The organism is Specibacter sp. BI4 (assembly GCF_056680095.1).
In genome coordinates this window covers 1,422,409-1,439,290 of sequence record NZ_CM155265.1, presented here as the reverse complement: position 1 = coordinate 1,439,290, position 16,882 = coordinate 1,422,409, and the positions used below count along the sequence as shown (strand labels likewise).

Here is a 16,882-nt window from a genome sequence, read left to right as displayed (position 1 = left end):
AAAAATTCACGGTACCGTTCAGGTGCCCCCGGAGTATTCTGGAAGCATGGTTCATCAGGATCCGAACCGGGGAGCCCTTCTCCCCACCCTCCGTGTCAGGGGCGCCTTGGCCCGTGTGCCGGTGTGGGTGTGGCGGCTGTTCATGCATGCCATCAGCAAGGGCGAATTGCGGCAGCTGAACGCCGAACCCATCACAGGTGTCAGGTATTGGCACGACATTGATTTTGTGGGCGACCACGTCCACTCGCACCGCCTGGACGTCATGGCTCCGGCCGGCAACAGCGGGGCTGCGGCCCGAAAGCCCCTGCCCGTGTATGTGTATTTCCACGGCGGCGGCTGGACGTCCGGAGACAAGGCGTCACTGACGAAATATTGTGCCGGGCAGGCGGCCGGCGGCGTGGTCGTGGTCAACGTCAATTACCGGATGGCCCCGCATTTCCATCTGGGGCACGTTCTGGAGGACGCGAACGCGGCGCTGGGCTGGGTTGCGGTGCACATCGGTGAATTCAGCGGTGACAGCCGGCGCATTGTTCTGGGCGGCGATTCAGCCGGCGGGCAGATCTCCGCACTCATGGCCGCTGCCACGATCCGCCCCGAACTGGCCCGGCACTACGCGTTGGAACCTGCCCTGCAGGAAGGTCAGCTGCGCGGCCTGGTGCAGCATTGCAGCATCGTGGATTTCTCCGTGTTCTTTGACAAGGGATTTGTCATGAGCCTGAACTTCATCCGCATGCTGCTCCCGCGTGGGGACGGGACCACCGGCAGCCGGCCGGGGAAACACGCCGCCGGCCGGGACCGGCACCACAGGCTGCGCGAGGCCGCCCATTTCATGTCGCCGATTGAATGGCTGGATTCCCGCTGCCCGCCGGTTTTCGTCAGCACGTCCGAACGGGATTTTTTCTATCACTCCAACATGAACTTCATCAGGTTGCTTGGCGAGCACGGCGTCACAGTCGATTCCCTGATTTATGGCTGGGACAGCGCCAACACCGAGCACACCTGGCAGCAGAACTTCCGCTACCCCGAATCCCAGGAGGTCTACCGGCGTCTGGAATCCTTCATCACGAGGGTGACGGTGCCGGCGTAGCAATCCAAGGCGCCTGCCGTCGATGGGCACCGGCGGTGGTTGCCGTGGGTTCAGACGCGTTCCAAGGCCGTATGCGGCCCGTCGGGGAGAACCACTGCGATGCGCTCCCCCGCTTTCACCGTCCCGCCCCGGCGGACGACGCCCATGATGCCGGCCCGGCGGACCAGTTTTCCGCCGTCGTCATATCCGACCAGCTCCTTGAGCAGTCCCGGCTGAAAGTTGTCGATCTGGGAGCACGGGTTGCGCAGGCCCGTCACCTCAACCACCGCATCGTCGCCAAGATGCAGCAAGGCGCCGAGCGGGAGGCCCAGCAGGTCCACTCCGGAAGTGGTCACATTCTCGCCCAGGTCTCCGGGCAGCACCGTGAAACCGCGCCCTGCGAGCCAGTCGAAGAGTTCCTGGTGCATCAGGTGGACTTGGCGCAGGTTGGGCTGGCTGGGGTCCACCCGAACCCGGGAGCGGTGCTGGACGGTGACGCCAAGGTGCGCGTCCCCGGCCACGCCAAGTCCCTCCAACAGCTCAATGTCGGAGACGCTGCGCTTGCTGAAACTGTGCCCGGTATCGAGGTGGACGGCGGAGACCTGCGCATTTGGGTTCACAGGGACAGTTTATACATCCGCGGCGCGCTGCGGATATTCGCAGAGTTCGTGGTGAACTTGGCGCCGAATGTCACCCGGCGCCAAGTTCAGCCCCAACTCTGCGCCGGGTGAAACGCTCAGGCGGTCGCTGCGGCTGCTGCCTTCGCTGCGGCCGGCAGTGCCGCAAAGATGCGGTTCATGGCGGCATCGTCGTGCGCCGCGGAGAGGAACCACGCCTCAAACACGCTCGGCGGCAGGTAGACACCGGAATCGAGCATGGAGTGGAAGAACGGTGCGTAGCGGAACACTTCCTGGGCTTGGGCGTCGGCGTAGTTGTGCACGCCGGCAGCCGAGGTGCCGAAGGCCACGGAGAACAAGCTCCCGGCACGCTGGATGGAGTGGTCAACGCCCTCGGCAGACAGGGCGGACGACAGCGCAGCCGACAGTTCCAGCGACCGGGCGTCCACGGTTGCATAGACTGACGCCGTGGCTGCCGTCAGCGTGGCGACACCGGCGGCCATGGCCACCGGGTTCCCCGACAGCGTGCCGGCCTGGTAGACGGGGCCCAGGGGGGCGAGATGGTCCATGACGTCCGCGCGGCCGCCAAGTGCCGCCGTCGGAAGTCCCCCGCCAATGACCTTGCCGAAGGTGAACAGATCGGGCGTCCAGCCCTCAGCAGCGCCCGTGAGGCCCCAGTAACCGGCCGCCCCAACCCGGAATCCGGTCAGGACTTCGTCCATGATCAGCAGTGCGCCGTGGGCGGAGGTGATGCGGGAAAGTCCCGCGTTGAAGCCGTCGCCGGGGGTGACAACACCCATGTTGGCGGGTGCCGCCTCGGTGATGACGGCCGCGATCCGCTCACCGTGGGCGGCGAAGGCGGCCTCGACAGCTGCAAGGTCGTTGTACGGCAGCACCAGGGTTTCGGCGGCCGTTGCGGCAGTGACGCCGGCGGAACCGGGAAGCGCCAGGGTGGCCAGGCCGGATCCGGCCGCGGCCAGCAGCGAGTCGAGGTGGCCGTGGTAGCAGCCGGCAAACTTGATGATCAGGTCCCGGCCGGTGTAGCCGCGGGCCAGGCGCACGGCCGTCATGGTTGCCTCGGTGCCGGTGGAAACCATGCGCAGGCGTTCGACGCCTGACACCCGCCCCTGCACGAGGGCTGCCAGTTCGCTTTCGGCCGGGGTTGAGGCACCGAAGCTCAGGCCGTGGTCAACTGCCGTGTGCACGGCGGCGAGCACGTCGGGGTGCGCGTGGCCCAGCAGTGCCGGGCCCCAGGAGCAGACGAGGTCAACGTAGTCGCGGCCATCGGCGTCGGTCAGGTAGGCGCCCTTGGCGTTGACCATGAAGCGCGGGGTGCCGCCCACCGAGCCGAAGGCGCGCACGGGCGAGTTCACCCCGCCGGGCATGAGGGTCTTGGCGCGGTCAAAAAGTTCCTGCGAGCTTGTCATGAAGAATCCTTGAGTGAAGTCCGGGGTCTGAAGGGATGCGGAGGGTGTCAGTTGTCGCGGAGCCAGCCGGCGAGTTCGGCCGCCCAGTACGTCAAAATCATGTTGGCGCCGGCCCGCTTGATGCTCAGCACCGATTCCTCGATGGCGGCGCGTCGGTTGATCCAGCCGTTGGCAGCGGCGGCCTCTATCATGGCGTACTCACCCGATATTTGGTAGGCGGCAACGGGAACGGGGCTCATGGCTGCCACGTCGGCAAGGATGTCCAGGTAGCTCATGGCGGGCTTGACCATGATGATGTCGGCGCCTTCGGCCAGGTCAAGGTCCACCTCAACAAGTGCCTCGCGGCGGTTGCCCGGGTCCATTTGGTAGGTGCGGCGGTCGCCGTCGAGCTGGGAATCCACCGCCTCGCGGAACGGGCCGTAAAACGCGGAGGCGTACTTTGCCGCGTAGGCCAGCACGGACACTGTCTCATACCCTGCCGCGTCCAGGGCTTCGCGGATCACGGCAACCTGGCCGTCCATCATGCCCGACGGAGCCACCACGTGCGCCCCTGCGGTGGCCTGGGCGACGGCCATCTTGGCGTAAATTTCCAAGGTGGCGTCGTTGTCGACACCCCCGGCGGCATCGAGCACGCCGCAGTGCCCGTGGTCGGTGAACTCGTCCAGGCACAGGTCGCTCATGATGACGAGGTCGTCGCCCACAGCCGCGCGCACATCCCGGATGGCCTTGTTCAGCACCCCGAACGGATCCAGGCCGGCCGATCCGACAGCGTCGCGCACAGCCGGAATCCCGAACAGCATGATGCCGCCCAACCCCAGCGCCACGGCCTCGCGCGCGGCCGCGACCAGCGACGCCTCCGTGTGCTGGACCACCCCTGGCATGGACGTGATCGGCTTGGGCTCGGCGAGGTCTTCACGGATGAACACCGGCAAAATCAAGTCCGACGGCGCCACCGAGTATTCGCTGACAAGCCGGCGCATTGCCGTGGTTGAGCGCAGGCGGCGGGGACGGTGCTGGGGAAAACTCATGGGACTCCGTAAATTACTGGTTGTGAAAATTTGTGCGGGCACTGACAAGTGCGGCCACGATGCCCTCGGGAGTGGGGTGCTCGGCGGTGGCTGCCACCCGCATCCCCAGCCGCTGCGCCTCGTCCCGCGTTGGCTGGCCAATCGCGACGACAAGGCAGCCTCCGGGCAGCGGCGCCATGGTTGCGGCAACCCGGCGGGCCGCGCTTCCCGAGGCAAGCACGACGGCGCCCATCGCCCCCGCCTGGATCTCCCCTGCCGCTTGGGCCGGGGTAAGGACGGGCCGCTCGGAGCCGGAGCCAACGGCTCCTCGCGGGCAGTAAGATTTCTGCGGTCGCTGGGCGACCTTTGAAATCCATCCCCGCTCCGGAACCTTTGCCTCCGGCTCCGGGGACCGGGACGCCAGCGTAGAAGTCAGGCGCAGTCCATCGCGCGCCGGGTAATCAACAGTCTTGTAGGCGGTGACGATTTCCGGTGCCCAGCCCTTGGCGCGCAGGCCTTCCACCAGGGTGGGTTCGGCCAGGTTTGACTGCGGGAGCAGGACCTTGTTGCCGGGGGCGCCGTCGGCCGAATCAAAAGCCGGCCACAGTTTCACCAGGCCCGCGGCGGACTGGACGTCCACCGGTGCGAGCACGGCGCCGACTCCCTCGGCTGCCAGGACGGCAACCGAGGTGGGACCGATCGTGGCCACGGACGTTGCGGACGGAATGAGTTCGGTCAGCGAAGTCCCAGCCCCCTCACACCACTGCTTCAGTGCACGCACAGTGGTAATGGAGCTGATCACCAGCCACGGGTATTCCCCCGCGGCCAGCCGCCGGAGCGCCGCACCCAAGGCGCCAGGATCCGACACCTCGAAGTCGATGACGGGCACCAGGACCGGCTCGGCACCGGCCGCCGCCAGGGCGTCAACCAACGCCCCGGCGCGGTCGGCACTGCGGGTCACGGCAACGCGCAGCCCGGCAAGCGGCCCCTGGCTTGGCGTCACTGCGCGGGGCCGGCCAGGTCTGCCAGGTACGCGGCACCGCCGGCAAGCAGCTCTTCGGCAAGTTCGATGCCCAGAAGGGTGGCCCCGACGGATGTGAGCCCGTCGGTGGCCTTCTTCAGACGCAGCGAGCGGGTCCCGTCGAGCGAAACCACAACGGTTTCCAGGTACAGCATGGAGCCCTTGCGGTGCGCGAGGGCGCCGACGGGGGCGCTGCAGCCGGCCTCCAGGCGCGCCAGCAGGGCCCGCTCGGCGGTGACGGCCAGGCGTGTGTCGTGGTCATCAACCGCTGCCAGCGACTGGCCCAAAATGCCGTCCAGGCCGGCGTCGGCCGAACGGCATTCAAGGGCCAGGGCCCCCTGGCCGGGTGCCGGCAGCATCACGTCGGTGTCAAGGAATTCGGTGACTGTGTCCAGCCGGCCAATCCTGCCTAGGCCGGCAGCGGCAAGGACGACGGCGTCGAGGTCGCCCACCTTGCCCGGTACGGTTTCGACGTCTGGATTTCCGGGCAGGCCGGGCACCCGTGCCAGCCGGGTGTCAACGTTGCCGCGGATGTCGACGATGGTGAGGTCGTTGCGGGTGGCCAACAGCTGGGCTGCCCGGCGCGGGGAGCCGGTGCCGACAGTTGCCCCCTGCGGCAGCTCCGCCAGTTTCAGTCCGTCGCGGGAGCACAGCGCATCCCGGGAATCGGCCCGCAGCGGCACAGCCGCAAGTGTCAGTCCGGGGACCGCCGCCGTGGGCAGGTCCTTGAGCGAGTGCACGGCAACGTCAACGCGTCCGTCCAGGACGGCGGCGCGCAGTGCCGCGGCAAACACGCCGGTGCCGCCCATTTGGGACAGCGGCCCGGTGAGGATGTCGCCGTCGGTCTTGATGGCGATGATTTCGCTGTCAAAGCCGCCGACGGCGCTCAGCCGGTCGGTAATTTGTTGGGTCTGGTTCAGCGCCAGTTTGCTTCCGCGGGTTCCGATTTTCACATTTGCCATTGTTTCAGCCATGGAGGTTAAGAGCCACCTTGTGCAGGTTCAGCCAGGAGCCCGACGGTGCTGCCGACCTCGGCGACGACGGGCTTTTCGCCACGGAAATTGGCGCAGCAGCCCGGGTTGCAAACATCGAACCAAGGGCCCAACTTCGTCATGGCCGGGCGTTCTTCAAGGTGGTTCTCGATGGTGCGTTCGCAGATCAGGTCGACGAGGCCGCTGACAAACTTTTGGTGCGTTCCCGGAGTCGGCGAACGGTCAAAGGCAAGACCCAGTTCGGCGCACGTTTCGGCCGCTTCGGTGTCAAGGTCCCAGCGCACTTCCATGTGGTCGCTGACAAAGCCCAACGGCACCACAACAACACCCCTGGTGCCGGCCGCGGCCTGCTCCGCCAGTGCGTCGTTGATGTCGGGCTCCAGCCATGGCACGTGCGGTGCACCCGAGCGGGACTGGTACACCAGCGACCATTCCTGTCCGGGATCGACGGCGGCCATGATGGCCTCCGCTGCCGCAAGGTGCTGCGCCACGTAGGCCGAATTTTGGGTAAATTCGCGCAGTTCCAGCTCGGAGCTCCCCGAGGCTTCTGCATCCCTGGTGGGGATGGAGTGGGTGGCGAACATGACGTGGACGGGTGCTGCTGGTGTTCCGGCAGCGGCCAGCTGGGCGCGGACCTTGGCCAGGGACGCGGCTGTCCCCTCGATGAAGGGTTCCACAAAACCCGGGTGGTCAAAGTACTGGCGCACCTTGTCCACGGCCAGCTTCCCGTCAAGTTCCAGCGCGGTGAGGGCGATGCCAATGTCCTCACGGTACTGGCGGCAGCTCGAGTATGAGGAGTAGGCGCTCGTGGTGACCATCAGGAGCCGGCGGTGGCCGCCGTCGTACGCTTCCTGCAAAACCTCCGGAATGTACGGATCCCAGTTGCGGTTGCCCCAGAGCACTGGCAGTGCGATGTTCCGGCTGGCCAGTTCGGCCTCAAGTGCCGCCTTCAGCGCACGGTTCTGGGCGTTGATGGGGCTGATGCCGCCGTTGGCGCGGTAGTGGTGGCTGACCTCTTCGAGGCGTTCGTCGGGGATGCCGCGGCCGCGGGTCACGTTGCGCAGGAACGGAATGACGTCGTCCTGGCCTTCGGGCCCGCCAAAGGAGGCCAGCAGGATGGCGTCATAGTCGGCGGGGGCGGCCTGCAGCAGGCCGGCGTTGGGCCCGGTGCTCATCGAAGGACCTCGGCGACCTCGGCGGCGTCAATGCGGCGGCCCGTGTAGAAGGGGATTTCCTCGCGCACGTGCAGGCGGGCGTCGGTGCCGCGCAGGTGGCGCATCATGTCCACAAGGTCGGTGAGCTCGTCGGCCTCCAGGCCGAGCAGCCATTCCCAGTCGCCCAGTGCAAAGGCCGAGACGGTGTTGGCCAGGACGCCGGGGAATTCCCGGCCCAGGATGCCGTGGTCGCGCAGCATGCGCCCGCGGTCCTCGGCGGGCAGGATGTACCAGTCGTAGGAGCGCACAAACGGGTAGACGCACACCCAGCCCTTTGGTTCCTTCGGGCCCATGTAGGACGGGGCGTGGGACTTGGCGAACTCGGCCTCGCGGTGCACGCCCATGGCCGACCAGGTAATTTCGGTGGCCGCAAACAAGCCCAGGCGGCGGATGCTGCGTACGGCACGCTGGAGGCCCTCGGCGTCGGCGCCGACAAGCCAGACCATGATGTCCGCGTCGTTGCGCATGGCGGAAACGTCGTAGCTGCCGCGCACCGTGATGCTTTCTGCGGCCAGGGTCGCGGTCAGCGCCTCAAATTCGGCCACCTCCCCTGCCCCGCCGGCGAAGGATCCGGTCCGCTTGAACACGGTCCACAGTGTGAACGGTGTCTCGGCAGGAGTTTTAGTGACAGATTGTGCGCTTGTGTGGCTCATGTGTTCAAGCATGCACCCAATGTCGGCCAAAGCAAAAACCGAGTTCTCTACATTGCGTAGAAAGTGAGGAAGATTACACCCTGCCCGAGCTGTCAACGACAGCCCGGATTTGCCGGCGGGTGCTGCTGACCACGGCGGCCAGGCCATTGCCGCTCATCCATCCGCCGGTCAGCACCAGGCCGGGCACTTCATTGGCCAGCGCATGGACCTGGGCCATCTTCGCCTGATGCCCGACGGCGGCAAACGGCAGGGCGCCCTTCCACCGCACAATGTCGGCACCCAGGACGTCGGACTCGGTCAGCTCGACGCCCAGCAGGGTGGAGGCGTCGGCCAGCGCCGTGGGAATCAAATCCTCTTCCCTGGCTGTGCCGGGCGTCAGGCGCACGGCGTCTGCCGCCTTGACCCCGGCCCGGCCGTAGGAGAGCCGCAGGACGTGGGTGCCCGGACCGGTGGAATCGGCCAGCCACCCCCATTTGGCGGTCGCATGGGTGAGCGCCTTGGCCTGGATCCCTGCCACGCCGGGGGCCACAAGCACACCCGTGCCGCGCGGCATCGAATCAAGTTCGGGCACGTCGACCACGAGCGTGACAAGGCGGATGTCGGGTCCGGGAGCCGGGGCAAAGGGCAGCAATTGCGGCAGCTCTGCGCCGAGAAGTTTCACGGCTGTCGGGCCGTCAGTGGCAACGACCAGCAGCTCCGCAGCCTCAAAACCGCGCTCAGTGCCATGCTCCCAGTCAACAATCCAGCGCGAGGGGCCTCCGCCGTCGTACGTGGCGGTGCGCGCAGTCTTGGCAGGCGCAGTTCTGGCGGGCACAGCGCCCGCTGCAGCCGTCCCTGCGGGAGCCTCCGGGGTTTCGGTGTCGGTGTCGCCGCGGTAGACCGCCTTGATCCGGTGCCCGGCGTGCAGGGCCGCGCCGTTTCCGCGGAGCTCCTCCACCAGCGCCGTCACGAGCGTGTGCATGCCGCCGACCAGCCCGCCAACAGCGGATCCGGGCTTGCTGCCGCCGGTCCGCTGCGCCGCGACGGCAGCCGCCAGGGAACCGTGCTCGCGGATGCCCGCACGCAGTCCCGGTGCCACCATGTCGACGTCGAGCAGCTCGGGATCGGCCGAATGCACGCCGGCCACCACGGGGGCGACAAGGCGTTCAAGCACGCGTTTGCCCATGCGGGTCCGGACCAGTTCGGCGACGCTGGAGACGGCCTCGGTGGTGCCGATGGTCGCCGGCATTTTGGCGTCCAGGGCGGCCCGCAGCACGCCCGAGGCGCCGAGGGCTGTGCGGACCTCGGGGGCGGTGAGGTCCGCGGGGATGCCCAGCACGCCTGTGCGCGGCAGGGGCACGGGCCCGTCGGGCAGCCACACCCACGCACCGGCTGGATTGGGCGTGGTGATCTTGTCCGCGAGGCCGAGCTCGGCGGCAAGGTCGGCCACGGCGGTATTGCGGGTGGCGAACGATTCCGCACCCGCATCCAACACCACCCCGGCCACCTCGTGGTGGGCCACGCACCCGCCCCAGGAGGCAGCGGCGTCGTAAACGCTGACCTGGAAGCCCGCCACCTGCAGGTCCCTGGCGGCCAGCAGTCCGGAGATGCCACCACCAACCACAACCGCCTGGTGCGGCGCAGGGTGGCTCTGCGGCTTGTGGGCCTTGGCGGCAAGTTTGCGGTTTTCCATGGTGTCCCCTTACGGCTGGTGCGGCTGGTGCGGAATGGCGCTAGATGGAGTGAACGAGCTCCACCAGGCGGGTCAGGACGGCCGGGTCGGTGTCCGGCGGCACGCCATGGCCCAAGTTCACCACATGTGACGGCGCCGCGGAGCCGGCCGCCACGACCTCGCGGACGTGCGCCTCAAGCACCTCCCACGGTGCGCTGAGCAGCGCCGGGTCAATATTGCCCTGCAACGGCACGTTGCCGCCCAGCCGGCGGTTGGCTTCGTCCAGCGGCAGGCGGTAGTCGACTCCCATGACATCCACGCCGACGTCGTGCATGGCACCCAGAAGTTCACTTGTCCCGGTGCCGAAGTGGACCAGGGGAACACCCAGGCCGCGGACATGGTCCAGGGCCCGGGACGACGCCGGGGCCACGTGTTGGGTGTAGTCGGCAAGTCCCAGCGACCCGGCCCAGGAGTCGAACAGCTGGCCGGCACTGGCGCCGGCTTCAATCTGGGCGCGCAGGAATTTCCCGGAGGCGTCGGCGGCCCAGTTCATCAGTTCTGCCCAAAGTTCGGGCCGGGCATGCATCATGGTGCGCGGGCCGAGGTGGTCGCGGGAGGGCTTGCCTTCGACCATGTAGGCGGCCACCGTGAAGGGTGCACCGGCGAAGCCGATGAGCGGGGTGCTGCCCAGTTCGGCCACCGTCAGGGCCACTGCCTCGCGGATCGGGTCCAGGGATTCGTCCGTCAGTTCGGGCAGGTTCGCGATGTCCTCGGCCGTACGGATGGGCTTGTCCAGGACGGGGCCCACGCCGGGAACAATGTCCACGCCGACGCCGGCAAGCTTCAGCGGAATGACAATGTCGGAAAAGAAGATGGCGGCGTCCACGTCATGGCGGCGGACCGGCTGGAGCGTGATTTCGGCGGCCATGGCCGGCTTCAGGCAGGACTCCAGCATGGTGGTGCCCACCCGCAGTTCACGGTACTCAGGCAGTGATCGGCCGGCCTGGCGCATGAACCAGATGGGGCGGCGGCTGGGTGTGCCGCCTTTGTAAGCCGTGATCAGGGGGGAATTGGCGGTGCGGCCATCCATCAGGGGGTGGCTTGGGCTCAGTGTCATGGCACCACCCTACAGAGCGAATCTGGGACCGTCTTGTGCACAAACTGTCACCGTAGTAGGGCACCGCCTTGCCGGCGCGGTAAGCAGAATCACAGTTTCTTGGTGACGGATTAGGGTTGCCTGTGCATAAACCTTCAGCTTGGGGGACTACCATGTTGAAATTGTGGTTCTCTTTTCTCTCGTTGCCTCGCACACCGCCATTGACTTGGAAACCGTTGCCCGCCTTAGCGCCGGGGCCGCGGCTGTCAGTGCTGAGGTGGTGGAGGAGGACAACCCCGTCGCCGGACTGGTGACCCTGGCAACTTGCAACCGCTACGAGCTGTACGTCCATGCCCGCAGCGCCGGCGAGGTTGAGTCGGCTCGCAGGTCGGTCATTGAATCCGTCAGCAGGCACTCCGGCCTGGCTGAAGCCCAGGTGTCGCAGGCGCTGTCCACCCTGCAGTCCGACGCCGTTCCCCGACATCTTTTTGCCGTCAGCACCGGTCTGGAATCAGCAGTGGTGGGCGAGCGTGAGATTGCCGGCCAGGTGCGCCGTGCCTTGAGCACCGCCCAGGACCAGGGCGTCACCACCGCACCGCTGGTCCGGCTTTTTCAGGCCGCCGCCAAGACGGCCAAGGACGTGGGCGCCCAAACCGCACTGGGACGCAGGGGCATGTCGATTGTCTCCGTGGCCCTGGACCTGGCAGTCGAACTCCAGGACCTGACGGCGGATTCGGCGCTGAAGACAGCATCAGGATCCAACGGCTCTTCCGCAGCCGGGCCCCTGGCGGGGATGTCAGCGGTGCTGTTTGGCACCGGCGCCTATGCCGGCGCAGCCATGGCCCAGTTGCGCCAGCGCGGCTGCACGGACATTTCGGTTTATTCCGCCTCCGGCCGGGCCGAAACATTTGTCGCCTCCCGCGGCGGCACGGCACTCAACGACGGTTCCCTGCCACTCGCCGTGGCGCAGGCATCGCTGCTTGTTGGCTGCAGCGGCTCGGACCACCAGCTCTCCCGGGACGATTTGGCACGGATGCGCCACCAAAGTCTGCAGCAGCTCACCGCCATCGACCTGGCCCTGACCCACGACTTCGCCCCCGACATTGCAGAACTTCCCGGTGTGGACCTGCTGACACTTGAAACCGTGCGCCAGGCGGCCCCTGCCGAACAAGCGGCTACACTGGCGGACGCCTCGGCCATGGTTGCCGACGCCACCCGCAGCTTCGAGCAGTCCCAAAACTCCCGCTCGCTGGACCACGCCATCGTCGCACTGCGCCGGCACACCATGGGCGTCCTTGACGACGAGCTCGCCAAGGTTCGCAAGCAGCACGGCTGCTCCGCCGCCACGGCAGAGGTTGAATTGGCCATGCGCCGCATGGTCAAGCAGCTGCTGCATGTGCCAACCGTCCGCGCCAAGGAGATCGCAGCGGCCGGCGACGCCGAAAGCTACCTGGCCGCCCTGGACGTCCTGTATGGGTTGAAGGTCTCCCCCGACGTCATTGGCTCGGCCCTGGCCGGCCGGGTCGAGGGCGAAACCGCAGGCTGACAGCCGCGTAAACAGCCGGCGCAGAGTTCGGGGCCAACTTGGCGCCGAATGACACCGGGCGCCAAGTTGGCCCCGAACTCTGCGCCGAACGCTTCAACCCCTGCCGGAAACTGGTCCGGCGGGCCTCAGCGAAACGCGTTGACGCCCGTCAGCTCCGCCGAGAGCTCCCACAGCCGGGCGGCGTCTTCCGGGTCGATGGCATGGGCGTCGACTCCGGCATAGCGGGCCAGCTCAGATTTCGGATCCGTGGGCCGGGCAATGTCGCAGTCCTCGCAGTACACGCCGCCCCTGCCGTCAAGACGCGGCGAGGTGGCGGCCCACACAGATGTTGCCGCGCCCTGCTCCGTGCTCTTGAAACCGTCGCGCAACCTGCCTTTCTTGTCCATCCACCCCGCTGCCGTCATTTCTGCCTGCGTGAGATGGCGCTGCAGCCCGGTCATGATGCCACCCGGGTTCACGGCGAAGGCACGCACACCGTGCTCGGCCCCGCGTTTGTCCAGCTCCACGGCAAAGAGGCTGTTGGCGGTTTTCGCCTGCCCGTACGCATCCCATTTGTCGTACCCGACCAGAAACTGGGGGTCGTCAAATTGGATGCCGGAGCGTTTGTGACCCGTGGATGAGAGCGAAACCACGCGTGCCCCGCCGCCGGACAGCAACGGCCACAGTTCGTTGGTGAGGGTGAAATGGCCCAGGTGGTTTGTGGCGAACTGTGCCTCCCAGCCGGGCCCCACCCGTGTCTCCGGGCAGGCCATGATGGCGGCATTGTTGATCAGGATGTCCAGCCGCCGCCCCGAATCGAGGTAGCCCGCGGCGAACTTTTTCACGCTCCCCTGGTCGCCCAAATCCATTTCAAGCACGGCCACCCCGCCGAGGTCTGCCGCCGCCAGCACCCCGCGCGCATGGTCTGCCCGCCGCGCCGGCACCATGACGCTGACGCCGGCTCCGGCCAGGGCGCGCACGGTCTCCAGCCCCAGCCCCGAATAGCCGCCGGTGACGATGGCCGCACACGCGGAAAGGTCCATGCCTTCAAGCACCGCCGCGGCAGTACTGTCGTGGCTAAACCCGGAAGCAATGGGCTCTTGCGGGGTTGGCTGAATGTCCACTCGACTCATGATGCGCCTCTTCTTTGAGTGCCGGTCCCTCATCGTCGCAAGGGATGCCTTGAGCGCAATCTACTCCTGCGCACCCCGTTTGTCTCGAGTGGCCCAGGCGTCAATGCCCCCCTCAAGATGCACGACGTCGTCAAAACCGGCCGCGCGCAGGCTCGCCAGGGCTTGGGCCGAGCGGGTGCCCGCCTTGCAATGCAGTATCAGCGGAACCCCGTGCGGCAGGCCTTCCAGCGCGGATCCGTCGCGGATGCCGCCCAGCGGAACCAGCACCGATCCGGGGATCCGGGAGATCTCGAATTCCACCGGCTCACGCACGTCCACCAGCACAAAGTCCTCGGCGCCCTGCGAACGGCGGGCCAGGCGGGTGGCGAGCTCGTCCGCGGAGATGAGCTCGTCGTCGTTCTCGGAAGAAGGCGGGAACAGCCCGCAGAACACCTCGTAGTCGACAAGTTCGGTGATGGGCGGTGCGGCGGGGTCCTTGGCGATCCGGATTTCACGCCAGCGGGAGGTGAGTGCGTCGAAAATCAGGAGCCGGCCCAGCAGTGTTTGGCCGATGCCGGTGATGAGCTTGACGGCCTCGGTGACCATCATGGCGCCAATGGAGGCGCACAGCATGCCAAAGACGCCGCCTTCGGCGCAGGAGGGCACGGTGCCGGGGGCCGGCGGTTCGGGGTAGAGGTCGCGGTAGTTGGGGCCGAATTTGTCCCAAAATACGCTGACCTGGCCGTCGAAGCGGAGTATGGAACCCCACACATAGGGCTTGCCCAGGAGTGCTGCGGCGTCGTTGACAAGGTAGCGGGTGGCGAAATTATCGGCGCCGTCCAGGATGATGTCGTAGCCGGCAAAGATGTCCAGGGCGTTGGTCGAGTCCAGCCGGACGGGGTGCAGGACCACGTTGGTGCCGGGGTTGAGCTCCAGCACGGAATCGCGGGCGGACTCCAACTTCGTGCGGCCAATGTCGGATACGCCGTGAATCACCTGGCGTTGCAGATTACTCAACTCAACCGAGTCGTCGTCGATGATGCCCAGCGTGCCTACACCGGCTGCGGCCAGGTACAGCAGTGCCGGGGAGCCCAGGCCGCCGGCGCCGATGACCAAGACCCTGGCATTGCGCAGCCGCCGCTGCCCGTCCAGGCCGATCTCGGGGATCAACGCGTGGCGGGAATAACGTTCCAGCTCCTCCGGTGCCAGCGGCGGACCGGGCTCGACCAGGGCTGGCAGGGATGCCGGCGGCTGCGCCATGGCTGCTGTCAGGGGCTGAATCAAGGAAACCATACCTAATAATCTAGTCCGGTTCGGGCAACTTGCCGCATTACCGACGGGTACAATGACACAAACCGATTCTGCATTTTGCATGGGTCAACGGAGAGAAAGGCTGCCGCAATGAGTTTGGATTCCTCAGCCAAGGGACGCCCCGCACCACGTACGCACCCGGCCCGCCTCCCCCGCGACGAACGTCGCGCCCAACTGCTGGCCTCAGCCCTTGAGGTGTTCGTCAACCACGGCTACCACGGCGCCGCCATGGATGAGATTGCCGAGACAGCCAAGGTCAGCAAGCCAGTGCTCTACCAGCACTTCCCGAGCAAGCGCGAGCTGTATTTGGCGCTGCTTGACAGCCATTTGGAGGCGTTGACGAAAATGCTGGTGGCGGCGTTGAATTCCACCACTGACAACAAATTGCGGGTCCAGGCCACCATGAAGGCGTATTTCCACTTCATGGCCAACGACGACCAGGCGCACCGGCTGGTCTTTGAATCGGACCTTGTCAACGACGTCGAAGTGGCCGCCAGGCTGGAAAAGTTCAACGCCGGCTACGCCGACGCCATCGGCAAGGTGATCGCCGAGGACACCAAACTTGCCCCCGTCGAGGCGACACTTTTGGGCCGGGCCCTGGCCGGAATGGCCCAGGTCAGCGCCCGCTACTGGCTCGAAGCCAACGGCGACCTGGACATCGAGGTGGCCAGCGACCTGGTCTACCGTTTAGCTTGGCGCGGAATCAGCCGCTTCCCCAAGGAATCCTGACCGCCTGCCCCCTAGAGTGGTTGATACATACTTCTATTAGCAGTTTGCACTGAGGAGACACCTGTGGAAATCAAGATCGGCATCCAAAACGTCAGCCGCGAAATCGTCCTGGAATCAGACCAAACAGCCGACGACGTCGCCGCCCTGGTCTCCGAAGCCCTGGCCAAGAGCACCGAGCTGCGTCTCACAGATGAAAAGGGACGCCTTATCATCGTTCCCGGCAACGCCCTGGCATACGTTGAACTGGGCGGCGAAAAGGCCCGCAGCGTGGGATTCGGCGCCCTGTAAATCCCTGCAAGTAACTGAGCCAAACGAATAGAGACGGAACAAACTCCATGGTTGCATTGGTCATTATTGCGCTGACTGCGGGCGCATTCGGCGCCATTGCCTGGGCCGTTGACAAGTACCGCCACACCTTCGGGGCGGTACTCCCCGCAGGAGCCGCCGTGACCGCCGCTCTGCTCGTTTGGATCATCACCATGGCCGTCGGCCTGGACGGCGATCCCGCCACCGCCTGGATCCCGTGGATCCTGTCCATGGCGGTTGGCGCTGCCGTGGCGTGGGCAACGGCCGGTTTTGTGGGCCGCACGCGCCATCACAGCCAGGTGGAAAAAACCAACGCGATTTTGCAGATGCACTAAACGCACGACGGCGGGACGCCACCACCACGTCCGCCCCGCCTGTGCACTGCCTTGCGTTGCATTGACTTGCGTTGCCTCAGCCGCCATCCCCACCCGGGCATGGCGGCTGAAGTATTTTGGGGGTGTCGCTTTTCCGTGCCAGCTGCCCCGTTTCAGGCGTCACGGCCCTCTTCGGTGCAGATGCACAACCGGTTCCCCTGCGCGTCGGTGGCGATGACGAACTGCGGGGCATTGGAGCGGTTCAAGGTGGCACCTGCTGCCTCCACCTCCGCCAGCACGCGCTGCGCCTCGCTGGCGGGCACATGGATGTCAAGGTGGAAGCGGTTCGCGTTGGGTGTCTGGGTTTGCTGAAACCACATCGTCGGCAGCCTGCCGGCCGGGTCTCGCAGCTCGTCCGGCTCCCCTGCCTTGAATCCCAGTGCGGCAGCCCATACGGGAGCAACCGCCGTGAAATCGTCCGAGTCCATGGCAATCTCAACAGCCCGCAGCAGTTCTGGCCTCGCCTCGGCACCAGTGTCGGCGGCGGCAGCAGAAATGGCCTGTGCCAGGGCGGCATCCCGCGCCGTGACCTTGGAACCGGCGTCGTGCGAGGTCAGCACCACGAACAAAGTGTCATAGCGCCAGTCCACATCGGGGTGGTGGTTGGCCTCCTGGGCGAGCGCCCCGATGGCGGCGAACAAGTCCAGGGCCAGGGCCGACGTCGGACATTTCAGTACCGTTGCCAGCCCGCCCAAGCGCAATCTCCAGTCCGGCAGCGTGGCCAGTTCGGCGTCGATCTGGGCACGGGTCAAAACATCGTTCGCGGCCATGGCGGGCTCCC

General features: G+C 66.5%; 17 protein-coding genes. 5 read left to right on the top strand and 12 right to left on the bottom strand.

Annotated features, from left to right (window positions below):
* The first annotated feature begins 46 nt into the window (after positions 1-46).
* Positions 47-1,087, top strand: coding sequence for an alpha/beta hydrolase (locus AC1L6K_RS06780; protein ID WP_480951945.1), 1,041 nt, complete (start codon positions 47-49; stop codon positions 1,085-1,087).
* A 50-nt stretch (positions 1,088-1,137) separates the two neighbouring features.
* On the opposite strand, the gene AC1L6K_RS06775 is transcribed toward AC1L6K_RS06780, so the two are convergent.
* The 9 genes from AC1L6K_RS06775 to hemE form a co-directional block, all read right to left on the bottom strand.
* Entirely contained in the window at positions 1,138-1,686 is a 549-nt protein-coding gene (locus AC1L6K_RS06775) for an MOSC domain-containing protein (RefSeq protein WP_480951944.1), read from the bottom strand.
* A gap of 116 nt (positions 1,687-1,802) precedes the next feature.
* Positions 1,803-3,110, bottom strand: coding sequence for a glutamate-1-semialdehyde 2,1-aminomutase (gene hemL, locus AC1L6K_RS06770; protein ID WP_480951943.1), 1,308 nt, complete (start codon positions 3,108-3,110; stop codon positions 1,803-1,805).
* A 47-nt stretch (positions 3,111-3,157) separates the two neighbouring features.
* A complete protein-coding gene (gene hemB / locus AC1L6K_RS06765; RefSeq protein ID WP_480951942.1) occupies positions 3,158-4,138 on the bottom strand; it encodes a porphobilinogen synthase in 981 nt (326 codons plus the stop codon).
* Positions 4,139-4,151: 13 nt separating this feature from the next.
* Positions 4,152-5,120: a uroporphyrinogen-III synthase gene (locus AC1L6K_RS06760; protein WP_480951941.1), complete on the bottom strand. Its 969-nt coding sequence runs from the start codon at positions 5,118-5,120 to the stop codon at positions 4,152-4,154.
* Positions 5,117-6,112: a hydroxymethylbilane synthase gene (hemC, locus tag AC1L6K_RS06755; protein ID WP_480951940.1), complete on the bottom strand. Its 996-nt coding sequence runs from the start codon at positions 6,110-6,112 to the stop codon at positions 5,117-5,119. The genes AC1L6K_RS06760 and hemC overlap by 4 nt, the downstream gene beginning before the upstream one ends.
* A gap of 5 nt (positions 6,113-6,117) precedes the next feature.
* Positions 6,118-7,305: a ferrochelatase gene (locus tag AC1L6K_RS06750; protein ID WP_480951939.1), complete on the bottom strand. Its 1,188-nt coding sequence runs from the start codon at positions 7,303-7,305 to the stop codon at positions 6,118-6,120.
* Complete coding sequence (gene hemQ / locus AC1L6K_RS06745; RefSeq protein WP_480951938.1) at positions 7,302-7,997, bottom strand: hydrogen peroxide-dependent heme synthase; 696 nt, start codon at positions 7,995-7,997, stop codon at positions 7,302-7,304. Before hemQ ends, AC1L6K_RS06750 begins: the two co-directional genes overlap by 4 nt.
* A 73-nt stretch (positions 7,998-8,070) precedes the next feature.
* Positions 8,071-9,669, bottom strand: a complete 1,599-nt coding sequence (locus AC1L6K_RS06740) for a protoporphyrinogen/coproporphyrinogen oxidase (protein WP_480951937.1) — start codon at positions 9,667-9,669, stop codon at positions 8,071-8,073.
* Positions 9,670-9,709: 40 nt separating this feature from the next.
* Positions 9,710-10,765: a uroporphyrinogen decarboxylase gene (gene hemE / locus AC1L6K_RS06735; RefSeq protein ID WP_480951936.1), complete on the bottom strand. Its 1,056-nt coding sequence runs from the start codon at positions 10,763-10,765 to the stop codon at positions 9,710-9,712.
* Positions 10,766-10,928: 163 nt separating this feature from the next.
* Between hemE and AC1L6K_RS06730 the strand changes: the two genes are divergently transcribed.
* Positions 10,929-12,290 (top strand): glutamyl-tRNA reductase, encoded by a 1,362-nt coding sequence (locus AC1L6K_RS06730; RefSeq protein WP_480951935.1) that lies wholly within the window; start codon positions 10,929-10,931, stop codon positions 12,288-12,290.
* Positions 12,291-12,415: 125 nt separating this feature from the next.
* Here the strand turns inward: AC1L6K_RS06730 and AC1L6K_RS06725 are convergent, their stop codons facing one another.
* Positions 12,416-13,402, bottom strand: coding sequence for an SDR family NAD(P)-dependent oxidoreductase (locus AC1L6K_RS06725; RefSeq protein WP_480951934.1), 987 nt, complete (start codon positions 13,400-13,402; stop codon positions 12,416-12,418).
* Positions 13,403-13,462: 60 nt separating this feature from the next.
* Entirely contained in the window at positions 13,463-14,641 is a 1,179-nt protein-coding gene (moeB, locus tag AC1L6K_RS06720; RefSeq protein ID WP_480952707.1) for a molybdopterin-synthase adenylyltransferase MoeB, read from the bottom strand.
* A 141-nt stretch (positions 14,642-14,782) separates the two neighbouring features.
* Between moeB and AC1L6K_RS06715 the strand changes: the two genes are divergently transcribed.
* The 3 genes from AC1L6K_RS06715 (at position 14,783) to AC1L6K_RS06705 (ending at position 16,062) form a co-directional block, all read left to right on the top strand.
* The gene (locus AC1L6K_RS06715; protein ID WP_480951933.1) at positions 14,783-15,421 is read left to right on the top strand and encodes a TetR/AcrR family transcriptional regulator; all 639 of its coding nucleotides are present in this window, start codon (positions 14,783-14,785) and stop codon (positions 15,419-15,421) included.
* Between the two features lie 63 nt (positions 15,422-15,484).
* Positions 15,485-15,709, top strand: a complete 225-nt coding sequence (locus tag AC1L6K_RS06710; RefSeq protein WP_480951932.1) for a DUF3107 domain-containing protein — start codon at positions 15,485-15,487, stop codon at positions 15,707-15,709.
* Positions 15,710-15,756: 47 nt separating this feature from the next.
* A complete protein-coding gene (locus AC1L6K_RS06705; protein WP_480951931.1) occupies positions 15,757-16,062 on the top strand; it encodes a hypothetical protein in 306 nt (101 codons plus the stop codon).
* 152 nt (positions 16,063-16,214) lie between these two features.
* On the opposite strand, the gene AC1L6K_RS06700 is transcribed toward AC1L6K_RS06705, so the two are convergent.
* Positions 16,215-16,871, bottom strand: a complete 657-nt coding sequence (locus AC1L6K_RS06700) for a 4a-hydroxytetrahydrobiopterin dehydratase (RefSeq protein WP_480951930.1) — start codon at positions 16,869-16,871, stop codon at positions 16,215-16,217.
* Between the last annotated feature and the right edge of the window lie 11 nt (positions 16,872-16,882).

Excerpts from the sequence above, each read along its gene's own strand:
- AC1L6K_RS06725 (WP_480951934.1), bottom strand. The coding sequence starts at position 13,402 with ATGAGTCGAGTGGACATTCAGCCAACCCCGCAAGAGCCCATTGCTTCC.
- AC1L6K_RS06700 (WP_480951930.1), bottom strand. The coding sequence starts at position 16,871 with ATGGCCGCGAACGATGTTTTGACCCGTGCCCAGATCGACGCCGAACTG.
- hemB (WP_480951942.1), bottom strand. The coding sequence starts at position 4,138 with ATGAGTTTTCCCCAGCACCGTCCCCGCCGCCTGCGCTCAACCACGGCA.
- hemQ (WP_480951938.1), bottom strand. The coding sequence starts at position 7,997 with ATGAGCCACACAAGCGCACAATCTGTCACTAAAACTCCTGCCGAGACA.
- AC1L6K_RS06715 (WP_480951933.1), top strand. The coding sequence starts at position 14,783 with ATGAGTTTGGATTCCTCAGCCAAGGGACGCCCCGCACCACGTACGCAC.
- AC1L6K_RS06750 (WP_480951939.1), bottom strand. The coding sequence starts at position 7,305 with ATGAGCACCGGGCCCAACGCCGGCCTGCTGCAGGCCGCCCCCGCCGAC.
- moeB (WP_480952707.1), bottom strand. The coding sequence starts at position 14,641 with ATGGCGCAGCCGCCGGCATCCCTGCCAGCCCTGGTCGAGCCCGGTCCG.
- AC1L6K_RS06780 (WP_480951945.1), top strand. The coding sequence starts at position 47 with ATGGTTCATCAGGATCCGAACCGGGGAGCCCTTCTCCCCACCCTCCGT.
- hemC (WP_480951940.1), bottom strand. The coding sequence starts at position 6,112 with ATGGCTGAAACAATGGCAAATGTGAAAATCGGAACCCGCGGAAGCAAA.
- AC1L6K_RS06705 (WP_480951931.1), top strand. The coding sequence starts at position 15,757 with ATGGTTGCATTGGTCATTATTGCGCTGACTGCGGGCGCATTCGGCGCC.
- hemL (WP_480951943.1), bottom strand. The coding sequence starts at position 3,110 with ATGACAAGCTCGCAGGAACTTTTTGACCGCGCCAAGACCCTCATGCCC.
- AC1L6K_RS06740 (WP_480951937.1), bottom strand. The coding sequence starts at position 9,669 with ATGGAAAACCGCAAACTTGCCGCCAAGGCCCACAAGCCGCAGAGCCAC.
- hemE (WP_480951936.1), bottom strand. The coding sequence starts at position 10,765 with ATGACACTGAGCCCAAGCCACCCCCTGATGGATGGCCGCACCGCCAAT.